The organism is Sphingomonas sp. Leaf4 (genome assembly GCF_920939515.1).
In the GTDB taxonomy this organism is placed as follows: domain Bacteria; phylum Pseudomonadota; class Alphaproteobacteria; order Sphingomonadales; family Sphingomonadaceae; genus Sphingomonas.
Genome location: NZ_CAKLBB010000003.1, coordinates 334,694 through 358,389, shown reverse-complemented (window position 1 = coordinate 358,389; position 23,696 = coordinate 334,694). Strand labels below are relative to the sequence as shown.

Annotated in this window: 22 protein-coding genes; 11 read left to right on the top strand and 11 right to left on the bottom strand. The window is 68.5% G+C overall.

Features of this window, described 5'->3' with window-relative positions:
- Positions 1–15: 15 nt before the first annotated feature.
- Positions 16–468, bottom strand: a complete 453-nt coding sequence (locus LRA89_RS06350; protein ID WP_230769460.1) for a cupin domain-containing protein — start codon at positions 466–468, stop codon at positions 16–18.
- The gene (locus LRA89_RS06345; protein ID WP_230769459.1) at positions 465–1,568 is read right to left on the bottom strand and encodes a Gfo/Idh/MocA family protein; all 1,104 of its coding nucleotides are present in this window, start codon (positions 1,566–1,568) and stop codon (positions 465–467) included. The genes LRA89_RS06350 and LRA89_RS06345 overlap by 4 nt, the downstream gene beginning before the upstream one ends.
- A 181-nt stretch (positions 1,569–1,749) precedes the next feature.
- Between LRA89_RS06345 and LRA89_RS06340 the strand changes: the two genes are divergently transcribed.
- Positions 1,750–2,079, top strand: coding sequence for a hypothetical protein (locus tag LRA89_RS06340; protein WP_230769458.1), 330 nt, complete (start codon positions 1,750–1,752; stop codon positions 2,077–2,079).
- A gap of 47 nt (positions 2,080–2,126) precedes the next feature.
- Positions 2,127–2,465, top strand: coding sequence for a hypothetical protein (locus tag LRA89_RS06335; RefSeq protein ID WP_230769457.1), 339 nt, complete (start codon positions 2,127–2,129; stop codon positions 2,463–2,465).
- 42 nt (positions 2,466–2,507) lie between these two features.
- On the opposite strand, the gene LRA89_RS06330 is transcribed toward LRA89_RS06335, so the two are convergent.
- Positions 2,508–3,089: a TlpA family protein disulfide reductase gene (locus tag LRA89_RS06330; protein WP_230769456.1), complete on the bottom strand. Its 582-nt coding sequence runs from the start codon at positions 3,087–3,089 to the stop codon at positions 2,508–2,510.
- Positions 3,090–3,105: 16 nt separating this feature from the next.
- Between LRA89_RS06330 and argH the strand changes: the two genes are divergently transcribed.
- From argH to LRA89_RS06305, 5 genes are all read left to right on the top strand, one after another.
- The gene (gene argH, locus LRA89_RS06325; protein ID WP_230769487.1) at positions 3,106–4,470 is read left to right on the top strand and encodes an argininosuccinate lyase; all 1,365 of its coding nucleotides are present in this window, start codon (positions 3,106–3,108) and stop codon (positions 4,468–4,470) included.
- Entirely contained in the window at positions 4,470–4,706 is a 237-nt protein-coding gene (locus tag LRA89_RS06320; RefSeq protein ID WP_055761336.1) for a hypothetical protein, read from the top strand. Before argH ends, LRA89_RS06320 begins: the two co-directional genes overlap by 1 nt.
- A gap of 222 nt (positions 4,707–4,928) precedes the next feature.
- Positions 4,929–6,194 carry a diaminopimelate decarboxylase gene (gene lysA / locus LRA89_RS06315; RefSeq protein WP_230769455.1) on the top strand — a complete coding sequence of 422 codons (1,266 nt, stop codon included), beginning with the start codon at positions 4,929–4,931 and terminating at the stop codon, positions 6,192–6,194.
- On the top strand, positions 6,185–6,946 hold the full coding sequence (locus tag LRA89_RS06310) for a precorrin-2 dehydrogenase/sirohydrochlorin ferrochelatase family protein (RefSeq protein WP_230769486.1): 762 nt from the start codon (positions 6,185–6,187) through the stop codon (positions 6,944–6,946). The genes lysA and LRA89_RS06310 overlap by 10 nt, the downstream gene beginning before the upstream one ends.
- The gene (locus tag LRA89_RS06305) at positions 6,943–7,896 is read left to right on the top strand and encodes a CorA family divalent cation transporter (protein ID WP_230769454.1); all 954 of its coding nucleotides are present in this window, start codon (positions 6,943–6,945) and stop codon (positions 7,894–7,896) included. The genes LRA89_RS06310 and LRA89_RS06305 overlap by 4 nt, the downstream gene beginning before the upstream one ends.
- A gap of 256 nt (positions 7,897–8,152) precedes the next feature.
- Here LRA89_RS06305 and aguB read toward each other — a convergent pair whose 3' ends face one another.
- The 8 genes from aguB to LRA89_RS06265 form a co-directional block, all read right to left on the bottom strand.
- Entirely contained in the window at positions 8,153–9,013 is an 861-nt protein-coding gene (gene aguB / locus LRA89_RS06300; protein ID WP_056495557.1) for an N-carbamoylputrescine amidase, read from the bottom strand.
- 8 nt (positions 9,014–9,021) lie between these two features.
- Positions 9,022–9,372: a DUF3147 family protein gene (locus LRA89_RS06295; RefSeq protein ID WP_230769453.1), complete on the bottom strand. Its 351-nt coding sequence runs from the start codon at positions 9,370–9,372 to the stop codon at positions 9,022–9,024.
- Positions 9,369–10,337, bottom strand: coding sequence for an agmatine deiminase family protein (locus LRA89_RS06290; protein WP_230769452.1), 969 nt, complete (start codon positions 10,335–10,337; stop codon positions 9,369–9,371). The genes LRA89_RS06295 and LRA89_RS06290 overlap by 4 nt, the downstream gene beginning before the upstream one ends.
- Before the next feature lie 66 nt (positions 10,338–10,403).
- The gene (locus LRA89_RS06285; RefSeq protein WP_230769451.1) at positions 10,404–10,805 is read right to left on the bottom strand and encodes a hypothetical protein; all 402 of its coding nucleotides are present in this window, start codon (positions 10,803–10,805) and stop codon (positions 10,404–10,406) included.
- Positions 10,806–10,807: 2 nt separating this feature from the next.
- Positions 10,808–11,044 carry a hypothetical protein gene (locus LRA89_RS06280; protein WP_056495566.1) on the bottom strand — a complete coding sequence of 79 codons (237 nt, stop codon included), beginning with the start codon at positions 11,042–11,044 and terminating at the stop codon, positions 10,808–10,810.
- A gap of 4 nt (positions 11,045–11,048) precedes the next feature.
- Positions 11,049–12,179, bottom strand: a complete 1,131-nt coding sequence (locus LRA89_RS06275; RefSeq protein WP_230769450.1) for a DUF3667 domain-containing protein — start codon at positions 12,177–12,179, stop codon at positions 11,049–11,051.
- 24 nt (positions 12,180–12,203) lie between these two features.
- Complete coding sequence (locus tag LRA89_RS06270; protein WP_230769449.1) at positions 12,204–13,847, bottom strand: M28 family peptidase; 1,644 nt, start codon at positions 13,845–13,847, stop codon at positions 12,204–12,206.
- A 368-nt stretch (positions 13,848–14,215) separates the two neighbouring features.
- Positions 14,216–16,303, bottom strand: coding sequence for a TonB-dependent receptor (locus LRA89_RS06265; RefSeq protein WP_230769448.1), 2,088 nt, complete (start codon positions 16,301–16,303; stop codon positions 14,216–14,218).
- Between the two features lie 145 nt (positions 16,304–16,448).
- Here LRA89_RS06265 and LRA89_RS06260 point away from each other — a divergent pair, with 145 nt between their 5' ends.
- The 4 genes from LRA89_RS06260 (at position 16,449) to LRA89_RS06245 (ending at position 23,589) form a co-directional block, all read left to right on the top strand.
- On the top strand, positions 16,449–17,240 hold the full coding sequence (locus tag LRA89_RS06260) for an IclR family transcriptional regulator (protein WP_230769447.1): 792 nt from the start codon (positions 16,449–16,451) through the stop codon (positions 17,238–17,240).
- Positions 17,241–17,737: 497 nt separating this feature from the next.
- Positions 17,738–19,039: an L-fuconate dehydratase gene (locus LRA89_RS06255; protein WP_230769446.1), complete on the top strand. Its 1,302-nt coding sequence runs from the start codon at positions 17,738–17,740 to the stop codon at positions 19,037–19,039.
- A 69-nt stretch (positions 19,040–19,108) separates the two neighbouring features.
- The gene (locus LRA89_RS06250; protein WP_230769445.1) at positions 19,109–20,737 is read left to right on the top strand and encodes a DUF5597 domain-containing protein; all 1,629 of its coding nucleotides are present in this window, start codon (positions 19,109–19,111) and stop codon (positions 20,735–20,737) included.
- Complete coding sequence (locus LRA89_RS06245; protein WP_230769444.1) at positions 20,734–23,589, top strand: glycoside hydrolase family 31 protein; 2,856 nt, start codon at positions 20,734–20,736, stop codon at positions 23,587–23,589. Before LRA89_RS06250 ends, LRA89_RS06245 begins: the two co-directional genes overlap by 4 nt.
- The last annotated feature ends 107 nt before the right edge of the window (positions 23,590–23,696 follow it).

The window sequence follows — 23,696 nt, the reverse complement described above, 5'->3', positions numbered from 1 at the left end:
GGGTGGAATCGAACCCTACCGCCCCAGCTTCATGCCAAGCAGCACTAGCCGGTCGCCGGTCACGCCGAACCAGTGCGGCACGCCCGCCGGGATCAACATCACGTCGCCCTTGGCGAGCCGCCGCGTGGTGCCGCCCTCGATCCGGCTGCCCTCGACCAGTCCCGGCGCGCTCGCCTTCGGCTCGACCATCGTGCCGCCCGACACCAATGTCCCCGCACCGTCGAGGACGATCGCATATTCCGCCGCGTCCGGGTGGACCGCCGGATTGCCCGGCCTTGCCCACACCTCGATCGCCGCGACGCTGCGCCCGTCTTCGACCAGCGGGCGATAGGCGAAGCCGCTGCCGCTGCGCCGCATCTCGGCGCGCATGTCGGCGATGGCGGTGTCGATCGTCCGCTGGTCCGCGAATGGCGTAGGGGCGGGGGCCGCCTGCGCGACGACGACGCCCAGCAACAACGCGCCGATCATGCCCCGCGCTCCAGCCGCACGGTCCGCCCCTCGCGCGCCGATCGATAGATCGCCTTGATGATCGCCATGTCGCGCAACCCTTCCTCGCCCGACACGATCGGCTCGCGACCGCTCACCGCACAGTCGGCGAGATGGTCGAGCTGCCCCGCGAACTGGTTCGCCTGCGCGTCCGGCGGCGTCACCTCGCGCTCGCGCCCGTCGCGGCCGGTCCACATCCGGTTGCCGTCATAGCGGGTGGCCGGCTCCAGCTCGATCCGGCCCTTGTCGCCCATCAACAGGATGCGGTTCTGGTTGGCGCTGTACATCGACAGGCAGCCCGCGATCGCGCCCGAGGGAAATTCGAGCGTCCAGTCGATCATATCCTCGACCTCCGCGAAGCGCGGATCGCGCCGGTCGGTCGATTCGCGCGCGGTGACGGCGACCGGTTCCTCGCCGGTCATGTAGTGCGCCGCCTGCAAACTATAGACCCCCATGTCCATCAGCGAGCCGCCGCCCGACAGCGCGCGTTTCAGCCGCCACGCGCCGGGATCGCCCTGCACGAAGCCATGTTCCGACCGGACGAACCGGATCTTGCCCGCCGCACCGCTCCGCGCCAGCCGCATCGCCTCGCGGTTGAACGGTTCGAAATGGCAGCGATAGCCGATCATCAGCTTGCGGTTCGCCGTCTTGCATGCGGCGATCATCGCTTGTCCTTCGGCAACCGATACCGCCATCGGCTTCTCGCACAACACATGCTTGCCCGCCCGCGCCGCACGGATGGTGTACTCGGCGTGCAACCCGTTGGGCAGGCAGACATAGACGATGTCGACGTCCGGGTTGTCGCGGATGCTGTCGAAATTCGCGTAGGAATAGATTGCTTGTGGCGACAGGCCATGCTCGCGCGCGACCCGTTCGGCCTTGGCGCGGTCGCCGCTGACCACCGCCGCCAGCCGGCTGTGGGCGCACTTCGCGAACTGCGGGATGATGACGCCGAGGCCATAATAGCCAAGGCCGACGATCGCATAGCCGAGCTTGCGCGTCGGCTGCCCGATCGCGGGGGCGGCGAGTCCCAGCCCCAGCATCGCCGCCGATCGCAGCACGTCCCGGCGTTCGATCGTCATCGCCCGTATCCCTCCTGACCGCGTTGTCAGCCATGCTACCGCGCGGTGCCGGGAAAGTTCAATGCTTTCGTATGGTTGCGGCAAAATGGGCGCAACGGCCCTTCTGCACTGCAGCAAATTCGGTTCCCGCCCATCGCTTTCCGCTTGAGGGCAAGGCCCGGCTGCGCCAACGTCGCATGCCATGGATATTCCCGCGCTTTACGCCCAGTTGATCCACGAGATCGGCGACGGCACCGGCATGGCCGACAGCCTGCTGCACGTCCATGCCGGCATGGCGGTACTGCTCGCCACCCGCGTCATCACCGGGCGGCGGCTGTCGACGCCGGTCCCGCTGCTGGTCGTGGCACTGGCGGAATTCGGCAACGAACTGCTCGACCGGCTGCATTATGGGTCATGGCGCTGGGGCGATACCTCGCTCGACATCGTCAACACCATGTTCTGGCCGACGATGCTGTTCGTCGGACTGCGCGTCCGCAACCGGCTGGAACGCAAGCCCGCCGCGACCGAATAGGGAACGTCGCCCGCTCCCGAGCGATTGATCGCCCGAGGAGAGTTTCCATGGCCGACACGACCGCACACCCCGCCGTCGATCCCGAACGGACCGAACCCCACAACGCCTTCGATCGGCCGACCGGGCGTACCGGGCAGGAATATGATCGGGCGCGCGATGCCGATCAGGCGCGGGCCGATGCCGGCCCTGCCCCGTCGCTGAACGCGCAGGATGGCCGCGACCTGCCACCCGACAACGGCCGCCGCGCCTGGATCGCGCCCAACGGCGAAGCGCACGGCAGCGGCATGGGCGCGGGCGGCGGCGCGGCGGGCGAGGATTTCGACGAAGGCTCGCCCGGTGCCGCCCCCGAAATCCCGCAGGCCGGGGCAGCACCCGACCGGGAGTAGGACGACTCCCCTCCCTCGAAGGGAGGGGAGCAATACGCTTCGCTACGCCTCGGCGATCAACTTCGCCGCGTCCGCCCCGGCCCAGTCCATGCCGCCGACCACGCGCCACACTTCCTTGCCGGCGGCATCGTACAGGATCGTCGTCGGCAGGTTCAGCCCCATGCCGCTGGTGAACTGCAACTTCGGGTCGCGGTAGCCGACGAGCTTCAGTCCGCGTTCGGTCAGGAACGGCTGCACCTTCGCCGGCTCCAGATCCTGCGACACCGCCACGACCGAAAGCGTATCGCCCGCCTTCGTCGCCAGTGCATCGAGCGTCGGCATCTCGCGCACGCACGGCGCGCACCATGTCGCCCACACGTTGAGCAACAGTGGCTTGCCCTTGAACGTCGCCAGCGTCACCGGCTTGCCCGCCGCATCCTCGAAGCCATAGGCGGGCAACGCCTCGCCCTTGTGGCTGCGGTCGATCTTGCCGGCGGCTTCAGGAACGGCGGCGGTATTGGCGGCGGGGACGTCAGGAACGGTGCCGTCCTCGACCGGTGCTGCTTGCTCCGGCGGGTCGGCGCGTTTATCGCAACCGCCGACGAACATCGCCAATCCAAGGAGAAGCGCGATTACTGGGCGCATGACAGGCTCCAACAGCATGTGGGGCGGACGCTTCGCCGAAGGTCCTTCGGCCGTGATGCGCGAGATAAACGCCTCGATCCCGTTCGACAAGCGGATGTGGCGACAGGATATTGCCGGATCGAAGGCGCATGCGGCGATGCTCGGCGCGCAGGGCATCGTCGACGCGGCGGACATCGCCACGATCCTCGCCGGGCTGGACGCGGTGGCCGACGACTATGCCGAACATGGCGTGTCGGACGATCTGGCCCTCGAAGACATCCATATGCAGACCGAGGCGCGGCTCGCCGAAAAGATCGGCCCCGTCGCCGGACGGCTCCACACCGCGCGCTCGCGCAACGATCAGGTCGCGACCGATTTCCGCCTGTGGGTGCGCGACGCGATCGATTCGGTCGACGCCGCGCTCGGCCAGTTGCAGGCCGCGCTGCTGGTCCGCGCTGGGGAACATGCCGCCAGCGTCATGCCCGGCTTCACTCACCTGCAAGTCGCGCAGCCGGTGACGCTCGGCCATCACCTGATGGCCTATCACGAGATGATCGCGCGCGATCGCGGCCGCTTCGCCGATGCCCGCGCGCGGCTGAACCGCAATCCGCTCGGCTCGGCGGCGTTGGCCGGCACCGGCTTCCCGCTCGACCGCGAGGCGACGGCGCAGGCGCTCGGCTTCGACGGCCCGACGCGCAACTCGCTCGATTCGGTCAGCGACCGCGACTTCGCGATCGAATATCTCACCGCCTGCGTGCAATGCTCGCTTCACCTGTCGCGCCTCGCCGAAGAGTTCGTGATCTGGGCGTCGCAGATGTTCGGCTTCGTCAGCCTGTCCGACCAATGGTCGACCGGCAGCTCGATCATGCCGCAGAAGCGCAACCCCGATGCCGCCGAACTGGTGCGCGGCCATTCGGGCCGCATCCTCGGCTGCATGACCGCGCTGATGGTGACGATGAAGGGCCTGCCGCTCGCCTATTCCAAGGACATGCAGGACGACAAGCCGCCGGTGTTCGAGGCGACCGACCTGCTCGCCCTGTCGATCGCGGCGATGACCGGCATGATCGAAAGCGCCACCTTCCGCACCGACCGGATGCGCGCGGCGGCCGAAACCGGCTATTCGACCGCGACCGACCTTGCCGACTGGCTGGTGCGCGAAGCGGGCGTGCCCTTCCGTGAGGCGCACCACATCACCGGCCGCGCGGTGAAGCTGGCCGAGGGCAAGGGCTGCCGGTTGGACGGCCTGACGCTCGACGATCTGACCGGCATCGACGACCGCATCACGGCGGGCATCTTCGACGTGCTGAGCGTCGACGCCTCGGTCGCCAGCCGCAAGAGCTTCGGCGGCACCGCGCCCGAGCGGGTACGCGAAGCCATCGCCGCCGCACGGGCGGCAGGGTGATGCGCGCCCTCGTCCCCCTCGCGCTGGTGCTGGCGCTCGCCGCCTGCGGATCGCGCCGCGACCTGCGCCCGCAGGAAAATGCCGCGCTGCCGCCCGCACCCTATGGTGCGACCGCGACGCCGACCCCGGCCGAGCTGCTCGATCCGACGACGCAGCAGCGCCCCTCGCGCAGCGACGAGCTGCTGACTGAATCCAAGGCGCGCGGCGACGACCCCTTCGTCCTGCCGCCGCGCTAAGGCTTGATCCGCCCGCCCCGTACCGTCGCCCCAGCGAAGGCTGGGGCCTCTCGCGGTTCCTGTCGCGCGATTGCCCCACGAAATCCCGGCCTTCGCCGGGATGACGCTTGTTGTAGGGCGGATGGATCGGACTCCGACCTGCCTCCTTCATCCCCCCAGCCTTCGCTGGAGAGGCGAATGGAGGGTTTGCGCACCCGTCTCCCTCTTCTAGAAGACCCGCCCATGGACAATTTCACCCTGAACGGCGGCATCCTCCATGCCGAGGACGTGCCGCTGCCGACGATCGCGCAAGCCATCGGCACCCCGGTCTATGTCTATTCCACCGCCACGCTCGAACGGCATGTCCGCGTGTTCCGCGACGCGGTGGCCGGGCTGGGCAAGGGCGATCCGCTGGTCGCCTTCGCGGTGAAGGCCAACCCGAACAAGGCGGTGCTGGCGACGCTGGCGCGCGCCGGCATGGGCGCCGATGTCGTCTCGGGTGGCGAACTGTACCGCGCGCTCGACGCCGGCATGGCGCCTGAAAACATCGTGTTCTCGGGCGTCGGCAAGACCGCCGAGGAAATGGCCCGTGCGCTCGACGCCGGCATCGGCCAGTTCAACATCGAATCCGAACCCGAACTCGACATGCTCTCCGCCGTGGCAAGCGCCACGGGCAAGACCGCGCGCATCGCCATCCGCGTGAACCCCGACGTGATCGCCGGCACCCACGCCAAGATCTCGACCGGGGGCAAGGAGAACAAGTTCGGCATCGGCTATGACGCCGCCCTTGCCGCCTATGCCCACGCCGCGTCGCTGCCGGGATTACAGGTGCGCGGCGTCGCGGTGCATATCGGCAGCCAGTTGACCGACCTCGCGCCGCTGGAGGCCGCGTTCGGCCGCGTCGGCGCGCTGATCGCCGATCTGCGCGCCGCCGGCCATACCATCACCCATGCCGACTTGGGCGGCGGCCTCGGCGTCCCCTATGATCCCGCGAAGCCCGTCCCGCCGTCGCCCGCCGCCTATGGCGCGATGGTCGCGCGCGCGACCGCCGGCTGGGACGCGCGGCTGATGTTCGAGCCCGGCCGGCTGATCGTCGCCAACGCGGGCGTGCTGCTCAGCAGGGTCATCCGCGTGAAGGCGGGCGCGAGCGCGCCGTTCGTCATCGTCGACGCGGCGATGAACGACCTGTTGCGCCCCAGCCTCTACGATGCCTATCACGACATCCGCGCCGTCGCCCCCACCGGCGACACCGCGCCCGCCAACATCGTCGGCCCGGTCTGTGAGACCGGCGACACCTTTGCGCTCGGCCGGACGATGGACGTGGTACAGGCCGACGATCTCGTCGCGTTCATGACCGCCGGCGCATACGGCGCGACGATGGCCTCGACCTACAACTCGCGCGCGCTGGTGCCCGAGGTGCTGGTATCGGGCGACGCCTTCGCGGTGGTGCGCGAGCGTCCGCCGATCGAGGCGCTGGCCACCGCCGACCGTCTGCCGCCCTGGCTGTGAACGGCCTGCCGATCCTGCTGCGCACCGCCGGGCTGACGGTGATCCTGAAAGGCGAGGGCGAGGCCGCCGACGCCAAGCGCCGCCTGCTCGAACGCAGCGGCGCGACGGTGGTGAGCGACGCCGCCGACGCCCGCATCGCCGTCGTCGCGATCGAGGATGAGGGCGAGGCGCGCGCCGCGATCGATGCGCTTAAGGCGCGCGGCGTGCTGGTCAACGCGGTCGATCGCCCGGCCGACTGCGACTTCACCCTGCCGGCGATCGTCGACCGCTCGCCAGTGCTGGTCGCGGTGTCGACCGGCGGCGTCTCGGCGGGCCTCGCCGCCGCCATTCGCCAGCGGCTGGAGGCGGTGCTGCCGCCGAACCTCGGCCGCCTCGCCGAAGCGCTCGGCGCGGCGCGCGGACCGCTCCGCGCCCGCTTCCCCGACGGCGGCGACCGGCGGCGCGCGATCGGCGCGGCGGTGGCGCCGGGCGGCGCGCTCGACCCGCTGGTCCCGCACGGCGCCGGCGCGGTCGCTGACTGGCTGGCCGGCGCGGCCATGGTCGCCGGACAGGTGGTGACGATCCACCTGCGCTCGACCGACCCCGACGACCTGACGCTGCGCGAGGCACGCTGGCTGGGGCAGGCCGACCGCCTCCATGCCGCGCCCGCCACGCCGCCTGCGATCCTCGCCCGCGCCCGCGCCGATGCGGTGCGGCTGGACGGGCCGCCCGCCGATCCGCCGCCGCCCGGCCTCACCGTGGTGATCGCATGACCGGCCGCGCATGGGTCATCACCGGTGGCAAGGCGACGCGCATCCGCCCCGAGGATGCCGCCGATGCGCAGGGCGATTTCGTGTGGGTCCATCTTCACGGCGAGGGCGAGACGATCGCGCCATGGCTGCGTGGGCAAGCGGGCCTCGCCGACTATGTCGTCGAGCCGCTGACCGCTGTCGAGACGCGCCCGCGCTGCGACGCGATCGGCCATGGTGCGTTCGTCAACCTGCGCGGCCTGTCGCAGGACGAACTGTCGAGCGCCGATCCGCTCGCCTCGGTCCGGCTCTATGCCAGCCGCGGCCATGTCCATTCGGTCACGCGCCGTCGCCTGTCCGCGCTCGAACCGGTCATCGCCCAGGTCGAAAGCGGCCGGATCGCCGACCCCGGCGACCTGATCGTCGCCTTCGCCACCGCGATCACCGAGGAACTCGACCCGCTGATCGCCGATCTCGGCGACACGCTCGACGCCTGCGAGGAAGCGCTCGACCCGACGCGCATCTTCGAACAGCGCCGCGACGTGACGCGCACCCGCGTCCGCGCGATCGGCTATCGCCGGTTTCTCGTGCCGCAGCGCGCCGCGCTCGAAAAGCTCGGCACCATGCCCGGTGACTGGCTGGGGGCCGACGATCGCCTCCACCTGTCCGCCGCCGCCGATCGCGCCGCGCGCATGGCCGAGGAGGTCGACGCGATCCGCGAACGCGCCGCGCTGATCCACGAAACGCTGACCGACCTGCGCGCCGAACAGCTCGACCAGCGATCCTTGCAGATCGCGATCGTCGCGATGGTGTTCCTGCCGCTCACCTTCGTCACCGGCCTGCTCGGCATGAACGTGGAGGGCATCCCCTTCGCCAAGGAGCCATGGGCCTTCGCCGGGGTGGTCGCGCTGTGCGCGGGCATGAGCGCCGGCATCGTCGCGTGGTTCCGTCGCCGGCAGTGGATCGGGCGGTAGCGCTCCGCGACTTCGGACGGATGGACATTCAGCTTTGGCGGGGGAATTTGCCCTCGCCCCCCTGCGTCATCCCCGCGCAGGCGGGGATCCATACACGCCGACGCCGGCGATCGAATCGAGTCCGTTGCGTCTATGGGTTCCCGCCTGCGCGGGAACGACGAGAAGCCGTAGCATTGGCTGAAGGTCGATCCCGCTTGGATTGTTCGAAAATGCGCTGAAACGCATTTTGCGCTTCCACGAATTTTCAGACACCCTTTCAAATATCCTGCACCAGCCTCCCGTACAGCTCGGGCCGCCGGTCGCGGAAGAAGCCGAACGCCGCGCGGTGACGCTTGACCCGATCGAGGTCGATCGTCGCGGTGATGACCCCCTCTTCCTCACGGTCCAGCTCGGCCAGCACGTCGCCGCGCTCGTCGACGATGAACGACGTGCCGTAGAAGGTCTGGTCGTGCTCCACGCCGATGCGGTTCGCCGCCACCACCGGCACGACGTTCGACACCGCATGGCCGACCATCGCCCGCCGCCATAGCCGCGCGGTGTCGAGGCTGGTGTCGTGCGGCTCGCTGCCGATCGCGGTCGGATAGAACAGCACCTGCGCGCCCATCAGCATCATCGCCCGCGCCGTTTCGGGATACCATTGGTCCCAGCAGATGCCGACGCCGATCTTCGCCCGATCGCTCTCGGCCGGCCCGTCCCACACCTTGAACCCGGTATTGCCGGGGCGGAAATAGAATTTCTCCTCATAGCCCGGCCCGTCGGGGATATGGCTCTTGCGATACACGCCCTGGATGCGGCCGTCGGGGTCGATCATCGCCAGGCTGTTGTAATGATGCGGCCCGTCCGCCTCGAAGAAGCTGGTCGGGATATAGACCTTCAGCTCGGCGGCCAGCGCCTGCATCGCCTGCACCGCCTTGTGGTCGGCGGTGGGCTTGGCATTGGCGAACAGCCCCTCGTCCTCGACGCGGCAGAAATATTCGCCCTCGAACAATTCGGGTGGCAGGATCACCTGCGCGCCCCTCGCGGCGGCCTCGCGCACCAGCGCGCCGACATGGGCGATGTTGCGGTCGATGTCGGGTGTGAAGCCCGCCTGGATCGCGGCGACGGAAATCTGGGTCATGGATGGTCCTACAAACTGACGCCGAAGCGGGCGGCGACGGGAATGATCGCGAGATACAGCAGGATCGTGACACCGCAACCGGCGGCCAGCGCCCACCAGAAGGCGATCCCGTGGCGCAGCAACGCCGGCACGATCAAGAACATGGGCAGCGAGGGCAGCACATACCAGAAGGTCGCCTCGGCATGATCGGCCAGCCGTGGCGCATCGCCGGTGTCGCGCCACAGCCAGATCATGCCGAGCAGCGACACCAGCGGCAGCGATGCGACCAGCGCGCCCGCGGCCGGACTACGCCTCGCGATCATCGCCACCGCCGCGACGATGATCCCCGAGAGCAGCGCACGGACGGCGAAGGCGATCAAGCCGCCGGAATCTGCTGGCTGATGCAGTGGAAGCTGCCGCCGCCGGTCAGGATATGGTCGGCGCGCAGCCCGACGACACGGTGGTTCGGAAAGATCGCCTGAAACGCCGCGACCGCCGCATCGTCGCTGCCGGTGCCATACAGCGGCACGACCACGGCGGCATTGCCGATATAGAAGTTCATGTGGCTGCCGGGGATGATCTCTTCCTCGTCGGACAGTACCCGGCCGGGGGAGGGCACGCGCACCACCTCGACGCCGAACGCCTCCGCGCGCTCGGCCGCGTCCTGATAGACGCGCCAGTTGGGATCGTTCTCGGCGGGTTCGGGCAGCGCCAGCCGGTTGGGTCCCACGAAGCGCGCCAGATTGTCGACATGGCCGTCGGTATGGTCGTTGAGCAGCCCGTCGCCCAGCCACAACACCCGGTCGTAGCCCAGATCCTCGCGCAACCGCGTCTCCGCCGCCGCCTGCGAGAAATCGGGGTTGCGGTTGGCGTTGAGCAGGCACTGCTGGGTGGTGACGACAAGGCCGGTGCCATCGCCGTCGATCGCGCCGCCCTCGACGATCCAGTCGTGTTCGGCAACAGCCATGCCCCGCTCGGCGGCCAGTCGCGCGCCGACATCGTCGTCGCCGGGCAGGTCGTATTTCCCGCCCCAGCCGTTGAAGCGGAAATGATGCGCGGTGCCGTCGCCGCCGACGATCGCCCCGGTATCGCGCAGCCAGATATCGCCGAACCGCTGCACCGTGACGTCGGCGAACGGCGCACGCGCGCGGGCATCGGCGGCGGCGGCATCGTCGGCGGCGACGAGGATCACGCGCTCGCCCGCGCCATCGGCATCGACCGCGCGGGCAAAGGCGACCACTTCGTCGCGCGCCGGATCGAGGTCGTCGAGCCACAGCTCGGGGTGGCTGGGATAGCCGATCCAGACGGCGGCGTGCGGGGCCCATTCGGGTTTCGGCGGTGTCATGCGCGCGCAGATAAGGGTTCGCGCGGGCAGGGCCAAGGTGATTCGCGGCGTTGGCGCCGACCCGCCCTATCCCGGCGGCGCGACCGGCGGGCCGTACCCCCACTCCCATGCGCCACGCTCGCCGCAATAGCCGTCGCGGCACATCGCCGCGCCGTCCAGCATCCGGCGAACCCTCTCGCCCGCCTCGCACGGCGCGCGCCCGTCGACGTCGAGCCGCACGGCCGGCGGCGGGCGTTGCCGGTCCAGCAGCCGGACGTAGCGCGCGACCTGCGCCGGCGTGCTGGCCTGGCCGTTGAAGACGATCCGCCCGTCGCGCTCCACCCGGATACGGACCAGCACCGGATCGATCCCCCGCATCAGCCCGGATTGAAGCGGCCAGTCACGCTCGCGCGCGATGCAGGACTCCGGCGGCGGCCCCGAACAGCCTGCCAGCGCCATACACACCAACGGCAGCGCGATGCCGCGCATCGCTACCGGCGGCGCCGCCGGACGACGACGAACAGGACAACGGGCGTGACATAGACCCACATCGTCAGCACCGCCCAGACCATGGTCCCTTCAACGGTGCGTTCCTCGCTGAACGACGGCCACAACGGCACCTCCAGGAACAATAGGCTCAGGATCACGATCGGGGCGGCAACAGCGAACCACAGGATGCCGACCAGCCAGAGCAGCCACATCGAGACGCGGTTGCGCTCCTGCGCCATCGCCCTAATCCGCCAGCCCCATCGACAGCAGCAGCAGGAAGAACGCCAGCGACGTCAGCGACACGACATGGACCAGCGCGACCGTCCGCCACAGCGCGCTGAACCGGCGCAGTTCGTATCCATGGCGGAGCTGCTTATACATATGCACCGGCGGCACGAGGAACAGCGCCGTCCACGCGATCGTCCGCCCGAAGCCGCCCAATGCCCAGCCGACCAGCGTCAGCACCACTACCAGCAGCGACATGAACGCGATCGAATAGGTCGCGAACACCGCATGATCGTACAGGCCGAAGCGCCGCCGCCACGCGAACATCGCCCACAGGAACGGCAGCGCCATCGGGATCAGCGCCCAGCTATATTTATACCCGCTGCTTTTCATCTTGTAGAACAACAGCTTGGGATTGGCGCGGGCCAGCGCGATCTTGCGTTCGATCCAGTTACCCATCGCGGCGGTGTCCTGCCGCTCCAGCAGCCGCGATCGCACCCGGACCCGTGCGGGCATGGCGTCGCCACCGGGCAGGAAGCGCGCGGCCGTCTGAAGGCCGTTGAGTTCACCGCGCATCTGGCGGATCTTGCGATCGACCGGCGCGGTATCGCCATTGGCCTTCGCGACGGTCGCCCGGTTCGCTTCGAGCCGCGCCAGTTCCTCGCGCGCCTTGCCGATCGACAGGTCGATTTCGTGGCGGGGTGCGGCGAGCGCGGCGGTATCGACCGTCTTGTCGTCCGGCGCGAACCATCCCGGCACGTTGCCGACGACGAGGAACATCAGGAACACCGAGAACAGGAACATCGCCATCGGCGTCACGAACTTCGCGCGTTCGCCATCGACATAGCGCCGCGTCAGCCGCCCCGGCCTAAACGCCAGCATCGGCAGCGTCGTCCAGAACTTGCCGTCGAAATGGAACACCCCGTGCAGCACGTCGTGCGCGAAGCCGGTGATGTCGCGGTGGAGATGCGCCGCCTGTCCGCATGCCTGACAGAACTCGCCGGTCAGCACCGTCCCGCAATTGGCGCAGGCGCTGCCGTGCAGGTGGTGCGCATCGGCATGCCCGTGCGCGCCGTGCCTCTCGCGCTCGATCGCGCGGGCCGCCATGCCGCCGGTGACGAACGCCCCGGCATCCTCGATTCCGTCCATATGCCCCGTCCCCCCGGTCGGTGATTATTTCGCAGCGCGGCTCCGGTCGCGGATGCCGCGAAACTCGTCGCCCGCCACCCAGTTCGGCCATGCGGTGGTGTTCCCCAGCGCGCGCCCGATCGTGTAGAACAGGCTCAGGTCCTGCGCGACCCCGGCCCAGTTCCAGTTCGGATCATATTCGTCCTTGGGACCGTGATAGCGGTTGTCGGTATAGTCCTTCGCCGCCGCCGCCCCCGCCGCCTTGCCGCCCTGCACCAGATCGTCGCCCGAATCGACATACAGCATCGGCACGCCGTGCTTCGCGAGGCTGAAATGGTCGGAGCGGTAGTAATAGCCGTTCTGCGGGGACGGATCGGCCTCCGCCACCCGACCCTGTGCCGTCAGCGCCCGGTCGAGATAGGCATCGAGCTCGGACTTGCCCTTGCCCACCACCACCACGTTCCTCGCCGGCCCCGCCACCGACAGCGCGTCCATGTTGATCCCGCCGACCGTCCGGTTCAGCGGATAGAGCGGATGATCGCCGTAATAGGCCGATCCCAGCAACCCCGATTCCTCGCCCGTCACCGCCAGATACACCTGGCTGCGCTCGGTTGCGCCCGCTTTGGCATTCGCCTCGGCCAGCGCGATCAGCGCGGCGGTGCCGGTGGCATTGTCGACCGCACCGTTGCAGATGTCGTCGCCATCGGGTGCCGCCTCGCAGCGGCCGAGATGGTCCCAATGCCCGGTGAACAGCACGACTTCGTCGGGGCGCTTCGTGCCCGGCAGGATGCCGACGACGTTCTTCGACGCATGGCGGCGGACCTGATTGTCGAACGCCACGTTCGCCTTCACCCCGGTGAGCGGCACCGCGCGGAACCCCCTCGTCTGCGCGGCCTTGACCAACTGGTCATAGTCCTTGCCCGCCCCCGCCAGCAGCTTCTTCGCGGCGGCGAGCTGCATCCAGCCGATCGCCTTGCTCTGGTCCATGTGGTTGTTCGCGGCATCGGCCACCTGCTGCGCACCCGTCCAGCTCGACTGGACGACGTTCCAGCCATAGGCGGCGGGCGCCGTGTCGTGGACGATGATCGCCGCCGCCGCGCCCTGCCGCGCCGCTTCCTCGAACTTGTAGGTCCAGCGCCCGTAATAGGTCATCGCCTTGCCGCCGAACGCGCCGGTCAGGCCGGGACTCGCATAATCGGGATCGTTGACGAGGATCAGCACCGTCTTGCCGCGCACGTCGGTGCCGGCATAGTCGTTCCACCCCTTCTCAGGCGCGTTGATGCCATAGCCGACGAACACCACGTCGCTGTTGGCGACCACCGATTTCGGCGTCACCTGATAGGTCGCGACGACCATGTCGGGGCCGTACTTCAGCGCGATCGGCCCGCCCGCCCCGGTGAAGGTCAGCGGGGTCACGTTGCGGCTGGTGATCTCCACCAGCGGCACGTCCTGGAACCAGCTTCCCTTGTTGCCGGGTTTGAGGCCGACCTTGGCGAACTGCTGCGCCAGATAGGCGAGCGTCTTGTCCTCGCCCGGCGTCCCCGGCGCGCGCCCCTCGAAAGCGTCCGACGACAGGACGCGAGTCGCTTCCTTCATCGTCTCGACCGAAACCGGCGTTGGCGCGGCCGTGGTTTGCGCCAGCGCGGGCAGGGCGGCGGTCAGGCAGGCGGCAAGCAACAACGAACGCATCGAACCTCCGTGGGGGAAGCAGGGTGCGCCGGTTGTTGCATGTGCGAGAAGCCGGGGCAACGCCTTGAGGAATCACGCCCTCTGTCCCACACCCCCCGTCATTCCGGCGAAAGCCGGAATCCATGGATGGGGTGACGCTCGCGGCTCCATCGAAGCCGCCCGTATCCATGGATTCCGGCCTGCGCCGGAAGGACGGTGGAGTATCACCCAAGCTCTCGTCATTCCCGCGAAGGCGGGAATCCATACACGCGACCGTAGCGATCCTGCCGAGGCGCCGGCGGCTATGGATTCCCGCCTGCGCGGGAATGACGAAGGAAACGGGGCTCCCGCCGTCATTCCCACGACGGCGGGAGGACGAACGCGCCGCCTCAGAACGTCAACCGCGCCGTCACCCGCACGTCGCGTCCGGCCAGCGGCGCATAGTCCTTCAGGAAGCTGGCGTGGCGCCGCGCCTCCACGTCGAACAGGTTGTTCGCCGACAGGGTGATGCTCGTCGAATTGCCCTTGCCGAACGGCCGCAGCGCGACCGAGGCGTTGACCATCGTATAGGCCGGCGTCGTGGTTTCCAGCACGGCGACCCGGTCCTGCGCGGTCACATGCTCCACCTCGCCGCGCACCTGCACCAGCCGTCCCTGCGCCTCGACGCCACCCAGCAGGCGCAGCGGCGGGATGCGCGGCGCGGGTCCGGTGTCGACGATCGTCGCGCGGGTATAGTCGGCGACCCCGTCGACGACGATCGCCGTCTCGCCGAACCGCGCGAGACGTGCCGATGCTTCCGCCTCGAACCCCCACAGCCGGGCATCGGCCTGCGAATACTGGAACACCGGCAGGTCGTCCTCGATGTCGCCTGTCGGGTTCTCGTAGATGAAGTTGCGGAACCAGTTGTGATAGGCCGACACGCCGAAGCTGTAGCCGTCGCCCGATCCCTTCAGCGTCGCCTCGATCCCGTCGCTGATCTCCTTGACGAAGCCGGGATCGCCGACCTCGAACGCCTGTGTGCCGGCGTGCGGGCCGTTGGCGAACAGCTCCTCGGCCGATGGCGCGCGCTCGGTATGGCTGGCGTTGACGCCGAAGCGGACGCTGCCCGCCACCCCGACGCTGGCCCCGAGCGAGCCCGAGAAGCTGTCGAAGCCACGCCGGATGTTGTCGTTGCCCAGCGTCGCATCGGCGGCGGCCCGCGCCACGGTATATTCATAGCGCCCGCCCGCCTCGGCGCGCACCGCGCCCAGATCGACCGACTGGAGCGTGAACACGCCGAACTGCTGCGTCTCGCTTCTCGGCAGGAATTTCTCCTCGCCGACGATGTTCAGGTCGCGGATGAACATCTGTCCGCCCACCGCGCCGCGCCACCCGCCGCGCGCCGCCTGCACCAGCTCCAGCCGCGCTTCCATCCCCTGGTTGTAGAAGGTCGTGCCGATCTCGCCGGTGTCCTCGATCTCGTCATGGCGATAATCGGCGAAGCCGGCGCGCAGCCGGATCTTCTCCAGCACGCTGCCGCCCGTCTCCACCTCGGCCCGCAGGTCGGCGCGGGTCTGCTGGACGTGCAGCGTCACTTCCTCCGCCTCGCCGCCGGCGATCGCATAGCGCACCGGCACCCCATAACGATTGTCGAGGTGGCTGACCGAAAAGCCCAGATTGCCGGTATCGGTGATGACCGACGCGCCGCCGGCGACCTCCCACATCTCCGACGCCGAATTGGGCAGCTTGCCCTTGAGGTCGGCCAGCTCGCGCACTTCGGGGTCGGCGCTCGCCGCCGCCTGCGCGCGAAGCGGGCGCGACAGGATATAGCCGCCGGTGTCGAGGTCGTCGGTCTTGCCATAGGTGCCATCGACATGGAGCACGACCTTGTCGCCGACCGGCACGTCGAGCGCCGCCGATCCGCTGCGCTCGTTCGCCGCCGATCCATAGGTGGCCAGCGCCTCGACATGGACCGGCTCGGTCGGCACGCGGCGCGGGATACGGCTGTCGATCACGTTCACCACGCCGCCGATCGCCGACGATCCGAACAGCAGCGCCGATGGCCCGCGCAGCACCTCGATCCGGTCGGCGGTCAGCGGGTTGATCGCCACCGCATGGTCGACCGAGGTGTTCGACACGTCGAAGCTGCCGATCCCGTCGGTCAGCACGCGCACCCGCTCGCCCTGAAGCCCGCGCAGCACCGGGCGCGAGGCGTTGGGGCCGAAGCTGGTCGCCGAGACGCCTGGCTGGCGCGCCAGCGTCTCGCCGATCGTGGGCCTGAGTTCGCGGGTCAGTTCCTGTCCGGTCAGCACGCTGGTGCCCGACAGGATGTCGGCCTGGTTGCGCGCGAACGGCGCGGTCACGACGATCTCGGCCGGGGCCTCGTCATGATAGGCATCGCCCCGCGGCACGGCGGCCTGCGCGGCGGCCGTCTGGGCCTGCGCGGCGGCGGGCAGGATCAGCGCGACGCTGGACAGCCACAGGGCGGAACGATTCATGGGGCGATACTCCGGGGAACAGGGGGACATGCCTGCCTAGCGTAAGATGATACAACGTATCAACAACATTGTGCGCTGCGGCAACCTCGCCTCGTCGCATCCCCCGGCCTTGCGCGGGCCGGCGTTTGCGGCCACCGTCGGCGCCATGACGACCGAACCGATCGAGGAGGGCGAGGACGATCGCCGCTATCGCGCGCCCGCGCTCGAAAAGGGGCTCGATATTCTCGAACTGCTCGCCGGGGTCGCGACGCCGCTCACCCTCACGCAGATCGTCCAGCGCCTCGGCCGTTCGCACGGCGAACTGTTCCGCATGGTGCAGGTGCTGGAATATCGCGGATACCTGACCACCGAACCGGGCGGGGAGGGCTATAGCCTGAGCGACCGGCTGTTCTCGCTCGGCATGAACCAGCCGCGCACCCGCTATCTGATCGAGGTGGCGCTGCCCGAAATGCGGCAACTGGCGCAGGATACCGGCCAGTCGTGCCATCTCGCGATGCACACCATGGGCGACATGGTGGTGGTGGCGCGGATGGAATCGGGCGAGCAACTCGGCTTCTCGGTCCGCGTCGGCTATCGCCGGCCGCTGTTGCAGGCGGCGTCGGGCGCGGTGCTCTATGCGTTTCAGCCCGGCGACGTGCGCGAACGCTGGGAAGCGCTGCTCGACCCCGTTCCCGATGCCGCGACGCTCGCCGCCTTCCGCGTCCATGCCGACGAGGTGCGCGTCCGCGCCGTCGAACGCACGCCCAGCCGCTTCGTGGCCGGCGTCACCGATCTTTCGGCCCCGATCCTGCGCGGCGGCGCGGCGGCGGCGGCACTGACCATGCCCTATCTCGCCAAGCTCGGCGAACCTGACGGCATCGACGCGGCGGCGGCGGCGGTACAGGCGACGGCGGCGCGCATCTCGGCCGGCCTCGTCGACGGCGATCATCACCCGTAGGACGGAACAGCGATCGGCGCGGCGCTTGACTTCTCCCCTCCCTGACAAGGGAGGGGCCGGGGGTGGGTCGGCCGGTTGTGGAACGGCTCCTTTTCCTCACGGGCCAACCCACCCCCAGCCCCTCCCTTGTCAGGGAGGGGAGCAATCTTGTCTGTGTTCCACGTGATGGTCGATCGGACCTGGAGGGGGGCTGTCCTACAACCCGTCCATCCTGCAACCTCCGCCCCGCGCCGCGATTGCGTGCCCGGGTGTCCCGCCCGGATCGGCGCAAGGCGGCCCGGGGAACATGGCGTCGCAAGTGTAAACTTTGTAAACTTTGACCACATCGTGGACGACGAACCGTACCAGACGCACCCGATTTGACAGTTGCGAAAAAACCAGCTTCACATATGAAAATGATGCGACGGCGGTAAACGCTGTCGGCAGCAGATTTCGGGGGTGGATCGACCGGTGCCGACCAGCCCGTTCCGCTTGGGGGCTAGGGGAGAGCGCGGCGCATGACGATCATTACCCGGATGTCGGTACACGACATCCGTTTCCCGACCTCGGCCTTCCTCGACGGGTCGGACGCGATGAACCCGGAACCGGATTATTCGGCGGCCTACTGCATCCTCGAAACCGATGTGGCCGGGCTGGAGGGGCATGGCCTCACCTTCACCATCGGCCGCGGCAACGACCTGTGCTGCGCCGCCATCGCCACGCTCGCCCCGCTGGTCGAGGGGCTATCCCTGGAAGCGATCGCCGCCGACGGCGCGGGCTTCTGGCGACGGATGACCGGCGACAGCCAGCTCCGCTGGGTTGGCCCCGAAAAGGGCATCATCCACCTCGCCACCGGCGCGGTCGTCAACGCGGTCTGGGATCTGCTCGCCAAGGCCGCCGGCCTGCCGCTGTGGGACTATGTCGCGGGCATGACCCCGGCCGAACTGGTCGGCCTGATCGACTTCCGCTACATCACCGACTGCATCACCCCCGACGAGGCGCTGACGCTGCTCACCGCGCGCGCCGAGGGCAAGGCGGAGCGCCGCGCCACCCTGCTGGCGGAGGGCTATCCCGCCTACACCACCTCGGCCGGCTGGCTCGGCTATTCGGACGAGAAGCTGGTCCGGCTGTGCCATGAAGCGGTGGCCGACGGCTTCACCCACATCAAGCTGAAGGTCGGCGCGAACCTCGCCGACGATCGCCGCCGCGTGGGGCTGGCGCGCGAGGCGATCGGCCCCGACCGCGACCTGATGATCGATGCGAACCAGGTGTGGGAAGTGGGCGAGGCGATCGACTGGGTCAACGCGCTCGCCTTCGCGCGCCCCCGCTTCATCGAGGAGCCGACCTCGCCCGACGATGTCGAGGGCCACCGCGCCATTCGCCACGGCGTCGCCCCCATCCAGGTCGCGACCGGCGAGATGTGTCAGAACCGCATCGTGTTCAAACAGCTCATCATGCGCGAGGCGCTGGACGTGGTGCAGATCGACGCCTGTCGGCTGGGCGGCGTGAACGAGGTACTGGCGGTGCTGCTGATGGCCGCGAAATACGACCTTGCCGTCTGGCCGCATGCCGGCGGTGTCGGCCTGTGCGAATATGTCCAGCATCTCTCGATGATCGACTACCTCTGCTTTGCCGGAACGAAGGACGGCCGCGCCGCCGAATTCGTCGATCACCTCCACGAACATTTCGTCGACCCGTGCGTCGTCGAGAACGGCGCGTATCGCGCGCCGACGTTGCCGGGCTATTCGATCGAGATGAAGCGCGCCTCGATGGACGCGCATCGCTGGACCGGCGGCATGCCCCAAACCTCCGACAAGTGACTTGTATTGGCCGGCGCACTCGGCCAAGGTTCGTCTGACACCGTAGGACAATACGGTCGGGGGAGAGCGATGCAACGGCAACGATTCATGGCGGCGGCCTGTGCCGTCGCAGCGTGCATCGGCACGGCGGCGGCACAACCGGCGCCGCTGCCGACGATGGCCAGCCGCGACGGGCGCCACGCGCTGATGGTCGACGGCGCGCCCTATCTGATGCTCGGCATTCAGGCGAACAACTCGACCAACTATCCCGCGATGCTGCCCCGGCTGTGGCCGATGGTGCGGCGGCTCCATGCCAATACCGTCGAAATCCCGGTGGCATGGGAACAGATCGAACCGGCGGAAGGCCGCTTCGACTTCTCCTATCTCGACGCGCTGCTGCCACAGGCGCGGCAGGCCGGCGTGCGGCTGGTGCTGCTGTGGTTCGGGACGTGGAAGAACACCTCGCCGGGCTATGTGCCGGCATGGGTCAAGACCGACAACGCCCGTTTCCCCCGGATGCGCACCCCCGACGGCAAGGCGCATTACGCGCTGTCGCCGCACGGGGCCAATACGCTGGCGGCCGACCGCAAGGCGTTCGTCGCGCTGATGCGCTATCTGCGGGGAAAGGACCCGCAGCACACCGTCATCATGGTCCAGCCCGAGAACGAGGTCGGCGTCTACCAACAGAACCGCGATTTCTCCGCGCAAGCCAACCGGCTGTTCGCGCAGGCTATCCCGGCCGATCTGGCGAAGCGTACCGGCAAATCGGGGACATGGGCGCAGGCGTTCGGCAAGGCCGCCGACACCTTCTTCAACGCATGGTACACCGCGCGCTACATCGATCAGATCGCGGCGGCGGGCCAGCGCGAGAAGGACCTGCCGATGTACGTCAACGCGGCGGTCGGCGACCCGTTCGGCACGCCCGCGCTCAGCGGCGGGGCCAGCGGCGGCCCCGACTGGGGCGTGATGGACGTGTGGAAGGTCGCCGCCCCGCATATCGACCTGATGGCGCCCGACCTCTACGGCCGCGATCCCAAGGGCTATGTGAAGTTCCTCGACCATTATGCACGCCCCGACAATGCGCTGATGGTGCCGGAAACGGGCAACGCCGCCGATTTCGCGCGTTTCCTGTGGCCGGCACTGGGCAAGGGCGCGATCGGCTGGGCGCCGTTCGGCTTCGACGATACCGGCTATGCCAATTATCCATTGGGCGCCAAGGCGCTCGACGAGGCGACGCTCGACGCCTTCGCCGCCAAATATGCGCTGATGGCCCCCCAGGCGCGCGGCTGGGCGCGGCTCGCCTATGCCAACCCGACCTGGGGCTCGACCAAGGGGCTGGAGCCCGCGCAACAGCGACAGGTGATGAGCCGTTGGCAGGTCGATGCGATCTATGAGGAATGGCAGTTCGGCGATCGCACCTCGCCATGGCTCAAGAGCGATCCGGTGCCCACCGCCGGCCAGCCGGTCGGCGGCCTCGCCGTCATTCAGATCGCGCCCGACCAGTTCCTCGCGGTCGGCAGCGACGCCCGCCTGAAGGTGTCGCTCGCCGCTCCGAAGGGCAGCGAGCAGGGCACGATCCTGCGCGTCGAGGAGGGCAGCATCGACGACACCGGCCGCTTCACCCCGATCCGGGTGTGGAACGGCGACCAGACCGATTATGGCCTGAACTTCACGCAGCCGACCATGCTGCGCATCACGATGGGGACGTTTCGCGGATGAAGACCTTGTGGAAAGCCGCGCTGCTGGCGGCGTCGGCGTGCGCTGCTCCGGCGTTCGCGTCGGACGTCAAACAGGTGCCCAACGGCGTCGTCGTCACCCCCGATGCCGGCCCCGCGAAGCGGGTGCGCGTGCTGGTGTACGGCGATGACCGGTTCCGCGTCACCGCCTTTCCCGGCACCGACACCGACCTGCCCGACAGCCTGATGGTCGTCGCGAAGCCCACCGGCAGCTACAAGGTCGCGCAGGCGAACGGCATCGTCACCGTCACCGCCGCGCGCGGATCGGCCGAGATCGACTTGGCCGACGGCAAGGTCCGCTTCCGCGACGCCACCGGCAAGGTAACGCTGGCCGAGGCGCCGCGCGCCGCCTTCGTGGCCACCACCGCCGACGGCAAGCCGTTCGTGGCGACCCGCCAGCAGTTCAATCGCGGCACGACCGAAGGCTTCTTCGGTCTGGGCCAGCACCAGAACCGGCAGATGGACTATCGTGGGCAGGACGTCGAGCTTGCCCAGCACAACATGGACATCGGCATTCCGTTCGTCCTGTCGACCAGCAATTACGGCGTGCTGTGGGACAATAACGGCATCACCCGCTTCGGCGATCCGCGCGGCTATGCGCTGGTCGGCGACCGGTTGAAAGTGACGAGCGGCGGCAAGCCCGGCTGGACCGCGCAATATTATCTGGGTGACACGCTCAAGGTCACGCGCAGCGAACCCACGATCAACTATCAGTTCATCAAGGATCAGGCGAACTACCCGGCGGAAGCCAAGGCGCAGACCGTGGCCGCCACCACGGGGCAGAACACGGCGGGCAACGCGGTGCAGTCGCAGCGCGTCGTGTGGACCGGACAGGTCCTGCCGGACAAGACCGGCGTCCACAAATTCCGCCTCTATTCGTCGAGCTATGTGAAGGTGTTCGTCGACGGCAAAGAGGTGCTGAACCGCTGGCGGCAGAACTGGAACCCGTGGTTCCACAATTTCGATCTGCCGCTCACCGCCGGCAAGGCCGCCGACGTGCGGATCGAATGGGAACCCAACGCCGGCTATATCGCGCTCTACGGCAATGATCCGCTGGAAGCGCCGGATCGCAACTCGCTGTGGTGGTCATCGGACGTCGGCCGCGCGGTCGATTATTACTATGTCGGCGGCGCCAACCTCGACGGCGTGGTCGCCGGCTATCGCGCGCTCACCGGCAAGGCCGTCATGATGCCCAAATGGGCCTATGGCTTCTGGCAGAGCCGCCAGCGCTACGAAACGCAGGAGCAACTGCTGGGCGTCGTGCGCGAATATCGCAAGCGGCGCATCCCGCTCGACAACATCGTGCTCGACTGGTTCTACTGGCCCGAAGACCAGTGGGGCAGCCACGATTTCGACAAGGCACGCTTCCCCGACCCGGTGGCGATGGTGAACGAGGTCCATGCGAACAACGCGCAGATCATGATCTCGGTCTGGCCGAAATTCTATCCCAACACCGACAATGCCAAGGAACTGGCGGCCAAGGGCTATCTCTATCGCGGCAACCTCGACGCGAACGAGGTCGACTGGGTCGGCAAGGGGTATCGGAACACCGACTACGATCCCTATGCCCCCGAAGCGCGCGCGATCTATTTCCGGCAGATGCGCGAGAAGCTTGTCGCCAAGGGCTTCGACGCATGGTGGATGGACGCGACCGAGCCCGACATCCACTCCAACCTGTCGATCGAACAGCGCATCGACCGGATGGGTCCGACCGCGCAGGGGCCGGCGGCCAGCTTCTTCAACAGCTTCCCGCTGGTCCATGCCGAAGGCGTAGCGAACGGCCTGCGTACCGCACAGGCCGGACGGCGGCCGTTCATCCTGACCCGCTCGGGCTTCGGCGGACAGCAGCGCACTTCGTCGGCGCTGTGGTCGGGTGACGTGGCGGCACGCTGGGACGATCTGCGCGACCAGATTTCGGCGGGCACCAATTTGTCGATGACCGGGGTGCCCAACTGGACCCACGACATCGGCGGCTTCGCGGTCGAGGATCGCTATAGCAAGGCCGATCCGCAGCATCTCGCCGAATGGAAGGAGCTGAACCTGCGCTGGTTCCAGTTCGGCGCGTTCAGCCCGTTGTTCCGCAGCCATGGCGAGACGCCCAAGCGCGAGATCTATGAACTCGGCAAGAGCGATCCCGCGCTCTACGCCGCGCTCGTCGACTATACCAAGCTGCGCTACCGCCTGCTGCCCTATGTCTACACGCTGGCCGCCGACAGCTATGCCAAGGACGGCACGATGATGCGCGGCCTTGCGATGGACTTCCCCGCCGACCGGCGCGGATGGAATGTCGACGACGAATATATGTTCGGCCCGGCGTTCCTCGTCGCCCCCGTGACGCAGTTCAAGGCGCGCAGCCGGCAGGTGTATCTCCCCGCCGGGGCCGACTGGTACGACTTCGCCACCGGCGCGTTCGCGCGTGGCGGACAGAGCGTCACCGCCGCCGCACCGCTGGCGCGGATGCCGCTCTACGTCCGCGCCGGATCGATCGTGCCGACCGGCCCCGACGTGCAATATACCGGCGAGCAGCCGAACGGCCCGCTCGTCCTCCACGTCTTCACCGGCAAGGACGCCGCGTTCGAACTGTACGACGACGATGGCAAGACCGACGGCTATCAGCAGGGCCAGTCGGCGCGCATCCCGGTGACGTGGAACGAGGCCGCCCGGACCCTGACGATCGGCGCGCGCGCCGGCAGCTTCCCCGGCATGGCGACGACCCGGCAGGTATCGGTCCGCTTCCACACCCCAGGCAAGGCCGTTGCGCCGAGCTTCGCGATGAACCCGGCGACGACCATCACCTACACCGGCCAGCCGGTCACGGTGCCGTTGAAGCGCTGACACGGCCCTGATCGTCATTCCCGCGCAGGCGGGAATCCATATACGCTGACGCCGCTGATAGAGCCGCCGGCGTTAGCGGCTATGGATTCCCGCCTTCGCGGGAATGA